11 protein-coding genes are annotated in these 14524 nt (G+C 60.7%); all 11 read left to right on the forward strand.

The genetic code is table 11. The annotated features are described in order from the left end of the window. Positions 1-106: 106 nt before the first annotated feature. The 11 genes from G7020_RS04265 to htpG all read left to right on the forward strand — a co-directional run bounded on the left by G7020_RS04265 (position 107) and on the right by htpG (position 14490). Positions 107-2938: a 2-oxoglutarate dehydrogenase E1 component gene (locus tag G7020_RS04265; protein ID WP_181082696.1), complete on the forward strand. Its 2832-nt coding sequence runs from the start codon at positions 107-109 to the stop codon at positions 2936-2938. 68 nt (positions 2939-3006) lie between these two features. Continuing rightward, entirely contained in the window at positions 3007-4215 is a 1209-nt protein-coding gene (sucB, locus tag G7020_RS04270) for a dihydrolipoyllysine-residue succinyltransferase (protein WP_181082697.1), read from the forward strand. A gap of 91 nt (positions 4216-4306) precedes the next feature. Beyond that, positions 4307-5743, forward strand: coding sequence for a dihydrolipoyl dehydrogenase (gene lpdA, locus G7020_RS04275; RefSeq protein ID WP_181082698.1), 1437 nt, complete (start codon positions 4307-4309; stop codon positions 5741-5743). Positions 5744-5966: 223 nt separating this feature from the next. After that, complete coding sequence (gene sucC / locus G7020_RS04280; protein WP_181082699.1) at positions 5967-7133, forward strand: ADP-forming succinate--CoA ligase subunit beta; 1167 nt, start codon at positions 5967-5969, stop codon at positions 7131-7133. Next, positions 7133-8020 (forward strand): succinate--CoA ligase subunit alpha, encoded by an 888-nt coding sequence (sucD, locus tag G7020_RS04285; protein WP_181082700.1) that lies wholly within the window; start codon positions 7133-7135, stop codon positions 8018-8020. Before sucC ends, sucD begins: the two co-directional genes overlap by 1 nt. 309 nt (positions 8021-8329) lie before the next feature. Beyond that, entirely contained in the window at positions 8330-9637 is a 1308-nt protein-coding gene (gene brnQ / locus G7020_RS04290; protein WP_181082701.1) for a branched-chain amino acid transport system II carrier protein, read from the forward strand. Between the two features lie 98 nt (positions 9638-9735). After that, positions 9736-10461: a DUF599 domain-containing protein gene (locus G7020_RS04295; RefSeq protein ID WP_181082702.1), complete on the forward strand. Its 726-nt coding sequence runs from the start codon at positions 9736-9738 to the stop codon at positions 10459-10461. A 59-nt stretch (positions 10462-10520) separates the two neighbouring features. Continuing rightward, entirely contained in the window at positions 10521-10979 is a 459-nt protein-coding gene (locus tag G7020_RS04300) for a PaaI family thioesterase (protein ID WP_181082703.1), read from the forward strand. Further along, positions 10976-11422: a PaaI family thioesterase gene (locus tag G7020_RS04305; RefSeq protein ID WP_181082704.1), complete on the forward strand. Its 447-nt coding sequence runs from the start codon at positions 10976-10978 to the stop codon at positions 11420-11422. Before G7020_RS04300 ends, G7020_RS04305 begins: the two co-directional genes overlap by 4 nt. A 42-nt stretch (positions 11423-11464) precedes the next feature. After that, on the forward strand, positions 11465-12466 hold the full coding sequence (locus G7020_RS04310; RefSeq protein WP_181082705.1) for an MFS transporter: 1002 nt from the start codon (positions 11465-11467) through the stop codon (positions 12464-12466). Positions 12467-12582: 116 nt separating this feature from the next. Beyond that, positions 12583-14490, forward strand: a complete 1908-nt coding sequence (htpG, locus tag G7020_RS04315) for a molecular chaperone HtpG (RefSeq protein WP_181082706.1) — start codon at positions 12583-12585, stop codon at positions 14488-14490. Positions 14491-14524 lie beyond the last annotated feature (34 nt).

Below are 14524 nucleotides of genomic sequence, written 5' to 3' on the forward strand. Positions count from 1 at the left end.
ATCTGCGCGGTCCGTAGTGGCTTTACCTGGGTCGCTGCTTCAGAACTGGGAAAGTCATGCTGCGGTCTCCACGCTGGTGGTGTCTCCTTATCGAAGGTGACCAGACATGCAAGAAAGCGTAATGCAGCGCATGTGGGACAGTGCCCACCTATCCGGTGGTAACGCTGCCTATGTGGAAGAACTCTACGAGCTCTACCTGCACGATCCCAACGCTGTGCCCGAAGAGTGGCGCACCTACTTCCAGAAGCTGCCCGTCAGCGGCGGCAATACGGCTGATGTTTCGCACGCTACGATTCGCGATCATTTCGTGCTGCTGGCCAGGAATCAGCGTCGTACACAGCCTGTGTCCGCAGGCAGTGTCAGCAGCGAGCACGAGAAAAAGCAGGTTGAAGTCCTGCGTCTGATCCAGGCCTTCCGGATGCGTGGTCATCAGGCTGCACAGCTCGATCCGCTTGGGCTGCAGTCGCGCAAGGCTCCAGCCGACCTGTCGATCAATCACTACAATCTGACTGATGCCGATCTGGATACGGTTTTCCGTACCGGCGATCTCGCCCTGGGCCGGGACGAGGCAACCTTGCGTGAAATTCACCAGGCGTTGCAAGAGACCTACTGCCGCACCATCGGCGCCGAGTTCACCCATATCGTTGATTCCGAGCAGCGCAACTGGTTTATCCAGCGCCTGGAAAGTGTGCGCGGGCGCCCTGAATTCTCGCCGGAAATCAAAAGCCATCTGCTCGAGCGTCTGACGGCTGCCGAGGGGCTGGAAAAGTACCTGGGCACCAAGTACCCAGGCACCAAGCGCTTCGGTCTGGAGGGCGGCGAGAGCCTGATTCCGCTGTTGGACGAGATCATCCAGCGCTCCGGTTCCTACGGCACCAAAGAAATCGTCATCGGCATGGCCCACCGTGGCCGTCTGAACGTGCTGGTGAACACCTTCGGCAAGAACCCGCGTGACCTGTTCGACGAGTTCGAAGGCAAGAAGGTCGAGGGCCTGAGCTCGGGTGACGTGAAGTATCACCAGGGCTTCTCCTCCAACGTGATGACGCCCGGTGGCGAGATTCACCTGGCCATGGCCTTCAACCCATCCCACCTGGAAATCGTTTCCCCGGTGGTTGAGGGGTCGGTGCGTGCGCGTCAGGACCGTCGTTGCGACCCGATTGGCGACAAGGTGTTGCCAGTGACCATCCATGGCGACGCGGCTGTCGCCGGCCAGGGTGTGGTCATGGAAACCTTCCAGATGTCGCAGACCCGTGCCTATCGGACCGGCGGCACCATTCGTATCGTGGTCAACAACCAGGTCGGCTTCACCACCAACAAGCAGGAAGACGCGCGTTCCACGGAGTACGCCACCGACGTGGCGAAGATGATCCAGGCGCCGATCTTCCATGTGAACGCGGACGATCCCGAGGCCGTGCTGTTCGTCACTCAGCTCGCCGTCGATTACCGCATGCAGTTCAAGCGCGATATCGTCATTGACCTGATTTGTTACCGTCGTCGTGGCCACAACGAGGCTGACGAGCCGAGCGGTACCCAGCCGCTGATGTACCAGAAGATCGCCAAGCAGCGCACCACGCGCGAGCTGTATGCCGATTCGCTGATGCAGTCGAGCGTGCTCGATGAGACGGGCGTACAGGCGAAGGTCGATGAATATCGCACCGCACTGGATAACGGCCTGCACGTGGTCAAGAGCCTGGTCAAGGAGCCCAACAAGGAGCTGTTCGTTGACTGGCGTCCTTACCTGGGACATGCCTGGACCGCGCGCCATGACACCCGTTTCGATCTGAAAACTCTGCAGGAACTGTCGAGCAAGATGCTCGCTGTGCCCGAAGGCTTCGTGGTTCAGCGGCAGGTGTCGAAGATCCTCGAAGACCGGCAGAAAATGGGTGCCGGCGCCCTGGCCATCAACTGGGGTTATGCCGAGACACTGGCGTACGCCACCTTGCTGTTCGAAGGCCACCCAATCCGTATCAGTGGCCAGGACGTGGGTCGCGGTACCTTCTCGCATCGCCATGCTGCGCTGCACAACCAGAAGGATGGCAGCACCCATATTCCGCTGCAGCACCTGTACGAAGGTCAGCCGCGCTTCGATTTGTACGATTCCTTCCTCTCCGAGGAGGCCGTGCTGGCGTTCGAATACGGCTATGCCACCACCATGCCTAACGCACTGGTGGTATGGGAAGCGCAGTTCGGCGATTTTGCCAACGGTGCCCAGGTCGTGATCGACCAGTTCATCACCAGTGGCGAGCACAAGTGGGGGCGTCTGTGCGGCCTGACCATGCTGTTGCCGCATGGCTATGAAGGGCAGGGGCCTGAGCACTCGTCCGCGCGTCTGGAGCGTTACCTGCAACTCTGTGCCGAGCAGAACATTCAGGTGTGCGTGCCGACCACCCCGGCACAGGTCTACCATATGCTGCGTCGCCAGGCGATTCGCCCGCTGCGCAAGCCGCTGGTAGCGCTTACGCCGAAGTCGCTGCTGCGTCACAAACTGGCCATCTCCACGCTGGAAGATCTGACCGAAGGCTCGTTCCAGACCGTGATCGGAGAAATCGATCAAATCGATCCGGCCAAGGTCGAACGGCTCATCATGTGCAGCGGCAAGGTCTATTACGATCTGCTGGACAAGCGTCGCAACGAAGGCCGCGAAGATATCGCCATCGTGCGTATCGAGCAGTTGTATCCGTTCCCTGAAGAGGATCTGGCCGAGGTGCTTGCGCCTTACCAGAACCTCAAGAACATCATCTGGTGTCAGGAAGAGCCGATGAACCAGGGCGCGTGGTACTGCAGTCAGCACCATATGCGTCGTGTCGCCGTCGCGCACAAGAAAGAGTTGTTCCTGCAGTACGCGGGCCGTGAAGCCTCTGCCGCACCTGCCGTCGGCTATGCCTCCATGCATGCCGAACAGCAGGAAAAACTGCTGCAGGACGCGTTCACCGTTTAATCATTCGAGCAAGAGGCCGCGAAACATCGCGGCCTCGCCGTAGAAACCGAATCAATAGGACCCAGCTAATGGCTATCGAGATCAAAGCCCCTCAATTTCCCGAATCGGTCGCTGACGGCACCGTTGCCACCTGGCACAAGCAGCCAGGCGATGCGGTCAAACGCGATGAGCTGATCGTCGACATCGAGACCGATAAGGTCGTGATGGAAGTTCTTGCCGAAGCCGATGGCGTGCTCACTGAAATCGTCAAGAACGAAGGCGACACTGTCCTCAGCGGTGAGCTGCTTGGCAAGCTTGAAGCCGGTGCCACCGCTGCAGCCGCGCCTGCACCTGCTGCTGAACCAGCCGTCGCTGCTGCTGCCGCTCCTGCTGCCAGCGCCGAAGACGCGATCCTTGCGCCGGCTGCGCGCAAGCTTGCCGAGGAAAACGGCATCGATCCCAACAGCGTGAAGGGCACCGGCAAGGATGGTCGTGTCACCAAGGAAGACCTGGTTGCCGCCATTGAAGCCAAGAAATCCGCGCCGGCTGCCAAGCCTGCCGCCGCTGCCGCCGCACCTGTAGCTGCCGTTGGTGATCGCGTCGAGAAGCGCGTGCCCATGACCCGCCTGCGTGCCAAGGTTGCAGAGCGTCTGGTTGAAGCACAGTCGTCCATGGCGATGCTGACCACCTTCAACGAAGTCAACATGAAGCCGATCATGGAGCTTCGTGCCAAGTACAAGGATCTGTTCGAGAAGACCCACAACGGCGTGCGCCTGGGCTTCATGTCCTTCTTCGTCAAGGCTGCGGTCGAGGCTCTGAAGCGCCAGCCGGGCGTCAACGCCTCCATCGATGGCAACGATATCGTCTACCATGGTTATCAGGACATCGGTGTCGCCGTGTCCAGCGATCGTGGTCTGGTGGTGCCGGTGTTGCGCAACGCCGAGCACATGAGCCTGGCCGAGATCGAAGGTGGCATCAACAACTATGGCAAGAAGGCCAAGGCCGGCAAGCTGACCATCGAAGAGATGACTGGCGGCACCTTCACCATCTCCAACGGTGGTGTGTTCGGTTCGCTGCTGTCGACTCCGATCGTCAACCCGCCGCAGACCGCCATTCTCGGCATGCACAAGATCCAGGAACGCCCGATGGCCGTTAATGGTCAGGTCGTCATTCTGCCGATGATGTACCTGGCGCTGTCCTATGACCACCGTCTGATTGATGGCAAGGAAGCCGTGACCTTCCTGGTCACCATGAAGGACCTGCTGGAAGATCCGGCTCGCCTGCTGCTGGATATCTAAAAAAGCAGCGGCAAGCTGCAAGCGGGAGCTGCTACGAGGCAGCCTCGCTTGTGGCTTGCCGCTTTTCGCTTGAAGCTAGAGAGGATTTGCAATGAGTCAGAAATTCGACGTCGTCGTCATCGGTGCCGGTCCCGGCGGCTATGTGGCTGCCATCCGTGCGGCGCAACTGGGCCTGAAGACCGCCTGCATCGAAAAATACCAAGGCAAGGACGGCAAGACAGCACTGGGCGGTACCTGCCTGAACGTGGGTTGCATCCCGTCCAAGGCCCTGCTGGACAGCTCCTACAAGTTCCATGAAGCCCAAGAGAGCTTCAATGTGCATGGCATCAGCACTGGCGACGTCAAGATGGACGTGCCGACCATGGTGGCGCGCAAGGACCAGATCGTCAAAAACCTCACCGGTGGTGTTGCCGGGCTGCTGAAGGCCAATGGCGTCACCGTGTTCGAGGGGCATGGCAAGCTGCTGGCCGGCAAGCAGGTCGAAGTCACCAAACTAGACGGCAGCACCGAAACCCTGGCTGCCGAGAACGTCATTCTGGCGTCGGGCTCCAAGCCGGTGGATATTCCGCCCGCTCCGGTCAATCAGAACACCATCGTCGATTCCACTGGCGCACTGGACTTCCAGAGCGTTCCGGCGCGCCTGGGTGTGATCGGCGCAGGTGTCATCGGTCTGGAGTTGGGTTCGGTCTGGGCGCGTCTGGGCGCCGAAGTGACCGTCATCGAAGCGATGGACAAGTTCCTGCCGGCTGCCGATGAGCAAATCTCCAAGGAAGCCTTCAAGGTGCTGTCCAAGCAGGGCCTGAAGATTCTGCTGGGCGCGCGTCTGACCGCTTCTGAAGTCAAGGGCGACGAAGTTACCGTCAGCTTCACGACCGCCGAAGGCGAGCAGCAGCAGACCTTCGACAAGCTGATCGTCGCGGTTGGCCGTCGTCCGGTCACCACCGACCTGCTGGCTGCCGATGCCGGCGTGGACATGGATGAGCGCGGCTTCATCTTCGTCAATGATCAGTGTGCGACCAGCGTTCCGGGCGTCTATGCCATCGGTGACGTGGTGCGCGGCGCGATGCTCGCCCACAAGGCTTCCGAAGAAGGCGTGATGGTTGCCGAGCGCATCGCCGGGCACAAGTCGCAAATGAACTACGACCTGATTCCGTCGGTCATCTACACCCATCCGGAAATCGCATGGGTCGGCAAGACCGAGCAGGCGCTGAAAGGCGAGGGCGTGGAAATCAACGTCGGCACCTTCCCGTTCGCCGCCAGCGGTCGCGCCATGGCAGCCAACGACACTGCCGGCCTGGTCAAGGTCATCGCCGATGCCAAGACCGACCGTGTCCTGGGTGTCCACGTGATGGGGCCGGCGGCAGCCGAGCTGGTTCAGCAGGGCGCCATCGGCATGGAATTCGGCACCAGTGCCGAAGACCTGGGCATGATGGTGTTCTCGCACCCAACCATGTCCGAAGCGCTGCACGAAGCGGCGTTGGCGGTAAATGGTCATGCAATTCACATCGCCAACCGCAAGAAGCGCTAATGGCCATGTGAATGACGAAGCCCGCCTTGTTCTCGCGAACACTGCGGGCTTTTGTCTATCTGGGCGTCTGTACCGTTTCGCTGCGCGGCGCGCCGATACGGCTACGGCACCAGATGCATTGAAACATCAGGTCTTTGAAAGGTATCCACGATAGTTTTCAGTGACTTGGGGTGGCGAGGCAGAGGTGCCTCGTCTGATGCATATCAACCAATGGTAGCCAAGCATGAATCTCCACGAGTATCAGGGTAAGCAACTCTTTGCCGAATACGGTCTGCCGGTTTCGGCGGGTTACGCGGTAGACAATCCCCGGGAAGCGGCCGAGGCCTGCGACAAGATTGGCGGCACTGAATGGGTGGTCAAGGCCCAGGTGCATGCGGGCGGTCGCGGCAAGGCCGGCGGGGTCAAGCTGGTGCGCAGCAAGGACGAGGCACGTGCATTCGCCCAGCAATGGCTCGGCGAGCGACTGGTGACCTACCAGACCGATGCCAATGGCCAGCCGGTCAGCAAGGTTCTGGTCGAAGCCTGTACCGATATTGCCAAGGAGCTTTACCTGGGCGCGGTGGTCGATCGCGCCTCGCGCCGGATCGTATTCATGGCCTCCACCGAAGGCGGCGTGGATATCGAGAAAGTCGCCCACGACACCCCTGAAAAGATCCTCAAGGCCACCGTCGACCCACTGGTTGGCGCGCAGCCGTTCCAGGGGCGTGAACTGGCCTTCCAGCTGGGGCTCAAGGGTGATCAGGTCAAGCAGTTCGTGCACATCTTCGTCGGACTGGCCAAGCTGTTCGTCGATTACGACCTGGCGCTGCTGGAAGTCAATCCGCTGGTGATCAAGAAGGATGGCAACCTGCATTGCCTCGACGCCAAGATCAATATCGACAGCAACGCCATCTACCGCCAGCCCAAGCTGCGCGACATGGCCGACCCGTCCCAGGATGACCCGCGCGAAGCCCACGCGGCACGTTGGGAACTCAACTATGTAGCCCTCGATGGCAACATCGGCTGCATGGTCAACGGTGCCGGCCTGGCCATGGGCACCATGGACATCGTCAACCTGCACGGCGGCAAGCCCGCCAACTTCCTCGACGTCGGCGGTGGTGCGACCGAGGAGCGGGTTGCCGAAGCCTTCAAGATCATCCTCTCCGATCCTAACGTGGCGGCGGTGCTGGTGAATATCTTTGGCGGCATCGTGCGCTGCGACATGATTGCCGAAGGCATCATCGGCGCGGTGAAGGAAGTGGGTGTGAAGGTGCCGGTGGTGGTACGTCTCGAAGGCAACAATGCCGACCTGGGCGCCAGGATGTTGAGCGAAAGTGGGCTGAACATCATCGGTGCGAACAGCCTCACCGATGCAGCCGTTCAGGTCGTCAAAGCTGCGGAGGGCAAATAATGAGCATCCTGATCAACAAAGACACCAAGGTTATCTGCCAGGGCTTCACCGGCTCGCAAGGTACCTTCCACTCCGAGCAGGCCATCGAATACGGCACTCAGATGGTCGGCGGCGTGACGCCCGGCAAGGGCGGCAGCACCCATCTGGGTCTGCCGGTCTTCAACACCGTGCGCGAGGCGGTGGAAGCCACCGGTGCCGATGCATCGGTCATCTACGTGCCGGCTCCCTTCTGCAAGGATTCGATCATCGAAGCGGCGATGAGCGGCATCAAGCTGATCGTCTGCATCACCGAAGGCATCCCGACGCTGGATATGCTGGAAGTGAAGATCAAGTGCGACGAACTGGGCGTACGCCTGATCGGGCCGAACTGCCCGGGCGTGATCACACCTGGCGAGTGCAAGATCGGCATTCAGCCGGGTCATATCCATCAGCCGGGCAGGGTGGGCATCGTTTCGCGCTCGGGAACCCTGACCTACGAAGCGGTCAAGCAGACCACCGACGCAGGCTTCGGCCAGTCGACCTGCGTGGGTATCGGTGGCGACCCGATTCCGGGTTCCAGCTTCATCGATATCCTGGCTATGTTCCAGGAAGACCCGCAGACCGAGGCGATCGTGATGATCGGCGAAATCGGCGGTTCCGCCGAGGAAGAGGCGGCGGCCTACATCAAGGCCAACGTCACCAAGCCGGTGGTTTCCTACATCGCCGGTGTGACCGCTCCGCCCGGCAAGCGCATGGGCCATGCCGGCGCGATCATTTCCGGCGGCAAGGGTACGGCGGATGAGAAATTCGCCGCGTTGCAGGATGCCGGCGTGACCACCGTGCGCTCCCTTGCTGATATCGGCAAGGCTCTGGCCGAGGTGACAGGCTGGGAAAGCAAGCAGGCCTGAAACCGTCCTGCCGCGAAAATACCAGTCAGGTTACTGACTGGTATTTCCAGCCATTTGCCGTTGAAGTCGTTCCTACAAGTTCGTTACGAGCATTCCCGTGGAATACAAGCGGCTTCAGCCGCGAAGCTTTCAGCATATTCGGAGTGAAAGTCGTCAGGACCTGACCGCCTGGTCACTAATTCTGTCGCGATAAACTCGTCTGAAGACGGCAATTCCAGTAAGGTGCGACGTCTTTTTTGCGTGCGTTTCGTGCCGCAATTGAACCGAATAGCCTTGGACGCGCTCGCGTCTCCTGCAGTGGTAACTCCGATGACTCGATTGAAAGGCCAGGATCTTCTGGCACTTGGCTTCATGACGTTCGCGCTGTTCCTGGGGGCGGGCAACATTATCTTTCCACCCAGTGCCGGCATGGCCGCCGGCGAGCGGATTGTGCCGGGTGCCATTGGCTTTCTGCTGACCGCTGTCGGCTTGCCATTGTTGACGGTGGTGGCGCTGGCCCGCGTGGGGGGTGGCATGGACCGCCTGACTGCGCCGTTGGGCCGCTGGGCAGGCCTGGGGCTGGCCGTTGCAGTCTATCTGGCAATCGGTCCGTTGTTCGCAACACCGCGTACTGCAACAGTGTCGTTTGAAATGGGAATCGCGCCCTTTACGGGTAACTCGGCCGGTCCGTTGTTTGCCTATACCTCGATGTTCTTCGTCGCAGTCCTGCTGCTGGTACTGAACCCCGGACGACTGATCGACCGGATCGGCAAATTCATCACGCCGGTTCTGCTGGCGGCCCTGCTGGTTCTTGGAGGGGCTGCGCTCTTCGCGCCAGCCGGGCCGATTGGCGAGACGGCGGAAAGCTATCGCACCAGCCCGTTGCTCAAGGGGTTCCTCGACGGCTATCTGACCATGGACACCCTCGGCGCGCTGGTATTCGGCATCGTGATTGCCACCGCCATCCGTGACCGCGGCGTAACGGAGCCGGCACTGGTGACCCGTTACTCCATGATCGCAGGGGTGATTGCCGCAACCGGTCTGTCGCTGGTGTATCTGACGCTGTTCTACCTCGGCGCCACCAGCCAGGGTATCGCCGGGGATGCATCCAATGGCGTGCAGATCCTGACGACCTATGTGCAGCACACCTTTGGCAGCACCGGCAGCCTGCTCCTGGCTGTGGTCATTACGCTGGCCTGCCTGACGACTGCCGTTGGCCTGACAGCGGCCTGTGGCGAGTTTTTCAGTGGTGTACTGCCCGTCAGCTATCGCACCGTGGTGGTGGTGTTCACGGGGTTCAGTCTGCTGGTTTCCAATCAGGGCCTGACCCAGCTGATCAGTGTCTCGGTGCCCGTGCTGGTGGGCCTCTATCCGTTGGCGATCGTGCTGGTTGCCCTCAGCCTGCTGGATCGCTTGTGGTTATCGCAGCAGCGGATCTTCATTCCGACGATGGCGGTTACGCTGATCTTCGGTGTGGTGGACGGCTTTGCGGCGGCTGGCTTCGATCAGCTGGTTCCAGAACTGTTCAAGCAACTGCCGCTGGCCGCGCAGAGCATGGGCTGGGTGCTGCCGGTGCTGCTCACCTTGTTGGCCGCGATCATCGTGGATCGGCTAATGGGCGTGCGCCCGGCGAAGTGAGTTCTGCGCCAGCCGGACCTTTCAGGTTCGGCTGGCAGGCCTCGACAGCCCGGTATCCGTGCTGGCTATAATGCGGCGCAGTGTCGGAGGGAGGCCCGATGTCCATTCCTGAGCATTTGCTGCCGCATCTGATCGCCGTCGTCTGGTTTGTCGTCTGCTGGGTCGGTTATACCCGTTATGCCATCTGGCGCGGACGGGATACGGCCTGTCTGGCCAGTGTGTTGCATCTGTATCGCAAGGACTGGATGCGCCGCCTGATGTTGCGCGACAACCGTATTGCCGATGCCAACGTGATCGGCAATCTGGAGCGCAACGCTTCCTTCTTCGCTTCCAGCACGCTGATTATCCTGGCCGGTATTCTCACGGCATTGGGCGCCTCCGATCGTGCCGTGTCGCTGCTGGCCGATCTGCCTTTCGCCCAGCCGGTGAGCCGCGAGCTTTCCGAAGTCAAGCTGCTCGCACTGGCGGTAGTCTTCGTCTATGCCTTCTTCACTTTCAGCTGGTGCATGCGTCAGTACAACTTTGCTGCCGTGCTGGTGGCGTCTGCGCCTATGGTGGGAGAGCGCAACGTCAGTGACCAGGAACGCAAGTCGTTCGCCGAGCGGGCGGCCAGGGTCATGTCAATGGCCGCCAATCAGTTCAATTTCGGCCTGCGCGCCTATTATTTCGGCATGGCGACCCTGTCCTGGTTCATCAACCCCTGGTTCTTCATGGCGGTGACGACGGGTGTCGTGCTGATTCTCTACCGTCGCGAATTCCATTCCGATGTGCTCAAAGTGATGGTATTCACGCCAACCTTGCCGAGCGAACTGCCCGGGGAATAGGTCGTCCTGCGGTGAGGCGTTACCATGTGCGGCTTGTTTGATTGTCGAGACATCGCCCCATGAGCGACCCCGTGATTCTGGAGCGTACCCAGCGCTTCTTATCCTTCCTGCGGCATTGCCAGGTGCTGGGCATGAGCGTCGAGCGGGCCGACCGAACCGGCCTGACACTGCGCCTGCCTTGCAGCGAAAATATCGTCAGCGATCCTGAAACCGGCATCATTCATGGTGGCGCCATCACCACGTTGATGGATACCACCTGCGGCATCTCCACGGCCTGCGCGTTGCCCGAGCTGGAAATCTGCCCGACCCTGGATCTGCGCATCGACTACATGCACCCCGCCGAGCCGGGGCACGATGTATTCGGTTTCGCCGAATGCTACCGAGTTACCCCGACCGTGATCTTTGCCCGTGGCGTGGCCTATCAGCGCGACATCAACGAACCCATTGCCCATGTGGTCGGTGCGTTCATGCGGATGGGCAAGGGGACGGTGATGAGCGAGCGGGGCACATCTGCATGAGCGACAGGAACCTGAACGAATGGGTGCGTCAGGCCCACGAAAGCAACGACTACGATCCGCTTTTGCAGATGGTGCCCTATGCCCGGCTGATCGGTATCGAGTGCCTGCGCCTGGGTGATGAGATGGTATTCCGCCTGCCCAGCAGCCAGGACAATATCGGCAACCCCACGCTTCCGGCGTTGCATGGCGGGGTCATCGCCGGCTTCATGGAACATGCGGCGATGCTGCATCTGCTGATGTTCATGGGCAGCCCACATTTGCCCAAAATCATCGACTTCTCGATAGATTATCTGCGTGCCGGTCTCTATCGTGACACCTTTGCCGCCTGCCAGGTGTGGCGCCAGGGCCGTCGTGTCGCCAACGTTGCGGTCACTGCCTGGCAGACCAACCAGGCCGAGCCCATCGCTACCGCACGTTGTCATTTCAAGGTCGATGAGCCCTGAAGCGTCAGGCGGTTACCACCGTAGAAGCCTCAAGGAAGTTGAATGGATGCGTTGCTGATACTCGGCGGATTGCTGCTGATCGTTGTCTCTGGCATCTGGCTGGTGGTGCTGGCCTTCGGCACCAGCCTGTTGTGGGGAGTGGGATCCATGATCCCGCCGATCACGCTCATTTATGTCATCGCTCACTGGAAGACCGCACGCAAGGCGGTCGGGCTTTGCGGGTTGGGCATCATCCCGTTGGTGGTGGGGTTCTCGCTGCTGGCCAGCCAGGCACCGGAGCGATTCGAAACCATTGTCGGCCTCAAATGGCTTGAGCCGGACGAGGATATCCAGGACAGCAGGCTGGCGTTCAACCTGCATGGCCAGTTGTATGGGCGATCTTTCACCCCGAGCGTCGGGACGCTTGTCGATGGTGTGCTGACGTTGCGTGAAGGCCATGATCCCTTTGCCCGGCAGGAGCTGGTCATTCGTCTCGGCAACATTCAGCCCGGCGCCGTGCGCCTCGATGTCCTGCCAGAAGACGCCCATCCTTCAACTGCAATCGAAATCAGCTGGACACGACCGGAGCAGGAGCTGCCCGAGGCGCGGAGAGTCCAGAGTGGTTACACACTGCATCTGGATCTACAGCCGGTGTCGCCCAACAAACTGGCCGGTGATTTTCATCTGGTTCTACCCCTGCATTTGCGCACCAGTATCAGCGGCAGCATCGAATTGCTTACGGATGGCCTGCATGCTCATGACGAGCAGGCCGACCCGCCCCGCGAAGATCAGGCAAGCCGCGAGCAGGCAGTTTCTGCGCAGGGTCCGTCACTCAACGACCGCCGTCATGGTTTTACCTTGCAGCATCTGCTGGGTGATCCGGCGCGCTATGTACAGCTGCGGGTGCGCGCGCATACAGAGCGGGGCGCAATGGCCGAGGGGCGCTTCATCGGTATCGATCCGGAAGGCAACCTGGCCATCAGGCACTTGCTCAAAGGCTCGGGTGAAGCGGTCTACAACCTTGCGCCAGACGATATCGTGCTGCTCGAATTGCTTGAGCCTTAGCGTGGGTTTTTCAATGGTCTGTCAGGCGCAGGCTTGAATTTCTCCCCATAGCCCCCATCTGCCTGACATCGCCGCGATCGCGGCCCGTGCCATTGACGATGTGGAGTTCGTAGACGATGAGTGTGGAGACTCAAAACAAAGAAACCCTGGGCTTCCAGACCGAAGTGAAGCAACTGCTTCACCTGATGATTCATTCGCTGTATTCGAACAAGGAGATCTTTCTTCGCGAGCTGATCTCCAACGCTTCCGACGCCGCCGACAAGCTGCGCTTCGAGGCGCTGGCCAAGCCTGAGCTGCTCGAAGGCAGCGGTGATCTACGGATTCGCGTCAGCTTCGACAAGGACGCCAAGACCGTTACCCTCGATGACAACGGCATCGGCATGAACCGCGACGACGTGGTGACCCACCTGGGCACCATCGCCAAGTCCGGCACCGCCGATTTCATGAAGCACCTGACCGGCGACCAGAAGAAGGATTCGCACCTGATCGGCCAGTTCGGCGTCGGCTTCTACTCGGCGTTCATCGTCGCCGACCAGGTGGAAGTGTTCAGCCGCCGCGCCGGTACGCCGGCGGAAGAGGGCGTCTACTGGTCCTCGAAGGGCGAGGGCGAATTCGAGGTCGCCACCGTCGAGAAGGCCGAGCGCGGCACCCGTATCGTCCTGCATCTGAAGGCCGGCGAAGAAGAGTTCGCCGATGGTTGGCGTCTGCGCAACGTCATCAAGAAGTACTCCGACCATATCGCGCTGCCCATCGAGTTGCCGAAGGAATTCCATGGCGAAGAGAAGGACAAGCCCGCCGAGCCGGAGTGGGAAACGGTCAACCGCGCCAGCGCGCTCTGGACCCGTCCGCGCACCGAGGTGAAGGACGAGGAATACCAGGAGTTCTACAAGCACGTCGCCCACGACTTCGAGAACCCGCTGGCCTGGAGCCACAACAAGGTCGAAGGCAAGCTGGAATACACTTCCTTGCTCTATGTGCCGGGCCGCGCGCCGTTCGACCTGTACCAGCGCGAAGCGCCCAAGGGTCTCAAGCTCTACGTGCAGCGCGTGTTCATCATGGACCAGGCCGACGAGTTCCTGCCGCTGTACCTGCGCTTCATCAAGGGCGTCGTCGATTCCAACGACCTGTCGCTGAACGTCTCGCGCGAGATCCTGCAGAAGGACCCGGTGATCGACTCCATGAAGTCGGCGTTGACCAAGCGCGTGCTGGACATGCTGGAGAAACTGGCGAAGAACGAGCCCGAGCAGTACGCCTCCTTCTGGAAGCAGTTCGGCCAGGTGCTCAAGGAAGGTCCCGCCGAAGACTTCGCCAACAAGGAGAAGATCGCCAGCCTGCTGCGCTTTGCCTCCACCCAGGATGCCTCCGGCGAGCAGACGGTTTCGCTGGCCGATTACCTGGGCCGCGTGAAGGAAGGCCAGGACAAGATCTACTTCCTCACCGGCGAGTCCCATGCGCAGGTCAAGAACAGCCCGCACCTGGAAGTCTTCCGCAAGAAGGGCATCGAAGTGCTGCTGCTCACCGACCGCATCGACGAGTGGCTGATGAGCTACCTGACCGAGTTCGACGGCAAGCAGTTCGTCGACGTGGCGCGTGGCGACCTGGATCTCGGCAAGCTGGATTCGGAAGAGGACAAGAAGGCCCAGGAAGAAATCGCCAAGACGAAGGAAGGCCTGGTGGAGCGCCTCAAGGGAGCGCTGGGTGACGCGGTGGCCGAGGTGCGGGTTTCCCATCGCCTCACCGACTCGCCGGCGATCCTCGCCATCGGCGAGCAGGACCTGGGCCTGCAGATGCGCCAGATCCTCGAAGCCAGCGGGCAGAAGGTGCCGGAGTCCAAGCCGATCTTCGAGTTCAATCCGCAGCATCCGCTGGTCGAGAAGCTGGATGCCGAGCCGGACGAAGACCGCTTCGCCGACCTTTCGCACATCCTCTTCGACCAGGCGGCACTGGCGGCGGGCGACAGCCTCAAGGACCCTGCGGCCTATGTGCAGCGTCTGAACAAGTTGCTGGTTGAGCTTTCCGCTTGATCGATCCGCTATAGAAATGCAGAAAGCCCGTCAT

This window comes from Stutzerimonas stutzeri, assembly GCF_013522825.1.
In the GTDB taxonomy this organism is placed as follows: Bacteria; Pseudomonadota; Gammaproteobacteria; order Pseudomonadales; family Pseudomonadaceae; genus Stutzerimonas; species Stutzerimonas stutzeri_AK.

Excerpts from the sequence above, each read along its gene's own strand:
- G7020_RS04265 (WP_181082696.1), top strand. The coding sequence starts at position 107 with ATGCAAGAAAGCGTAATGCAGCGCATGTGGGACAGTGCCCACCTATCC.
- sucB (WP_181082697.1), top strand. The coding sequence starts at position 3,007 with ATGGCTATCGAGATCAAAGCCCCTCAATTTCCCGAATCGGTCGCTGAC.
- lpdA (WP_181082698.1), top strand. The coding sequence starts at position 4,307 with ATGAGTCAGAAATTCGACGTCGTCGTCATCGGTGCCGGTCCCGGCGGC.
- sucC (WP_181082699.1), top strand. The coding sequence starts at position 5,967 with ATGAATCTCCACGAGTATCAGGGTAAGCAACTCTTTGCCGAATACGGT.
- sucD (WP_181082700.1), top strand. The coding sequence starts at position 7,133 with ATGAGCATCCTGATCAACAAAGACACCAAGGTTATCTGCCAGGGCTTC.
- brnQ (WP_181082701.1), top strand. The coding sequence starts at position 8,330 with ATGACTCGATTGAAAGGCCAGGATCTTCTGGCACTTGGCTTCATGACG.
- G7020_RS04295 (WP_181082702.1), top strand. The coding sequence starts at position 9,736 with ATGTCCATTCCTGAGCATTTGCTGCCGCATCTGATCGCCGTCGTCTGG.
- G7020_RS04300 (WP_181082703.1), top strand. The coding sequence starts at position 10,521 with ATGAGCGACCCCGTGATTCTGGAGCGTACCCAGCGCTTCTTATCCTTC.
- G7020_RS04305 (WP_181082704.1), top strand. The coding sequence starts at position 10,976 with ATGAGCGACAGGAACCTGAACGAATGGGTGCGTCAGGCCCACGAAAGC.
- G7020_RS04310 (WP_181082705.1), top strand. The coding sequence starts at position 11,465 with ATGGATGCGTTGCTGATACTCGGCGGATTGCTGCTGATCGTTGTCTCT.
- htpG (WP_181082706.1), top strand. The coding sequence starts at position 12,583 with ATGAGTGTGGAGACTCAAAACAAAGAAACCCTGGGCTTCCAGACCGAA.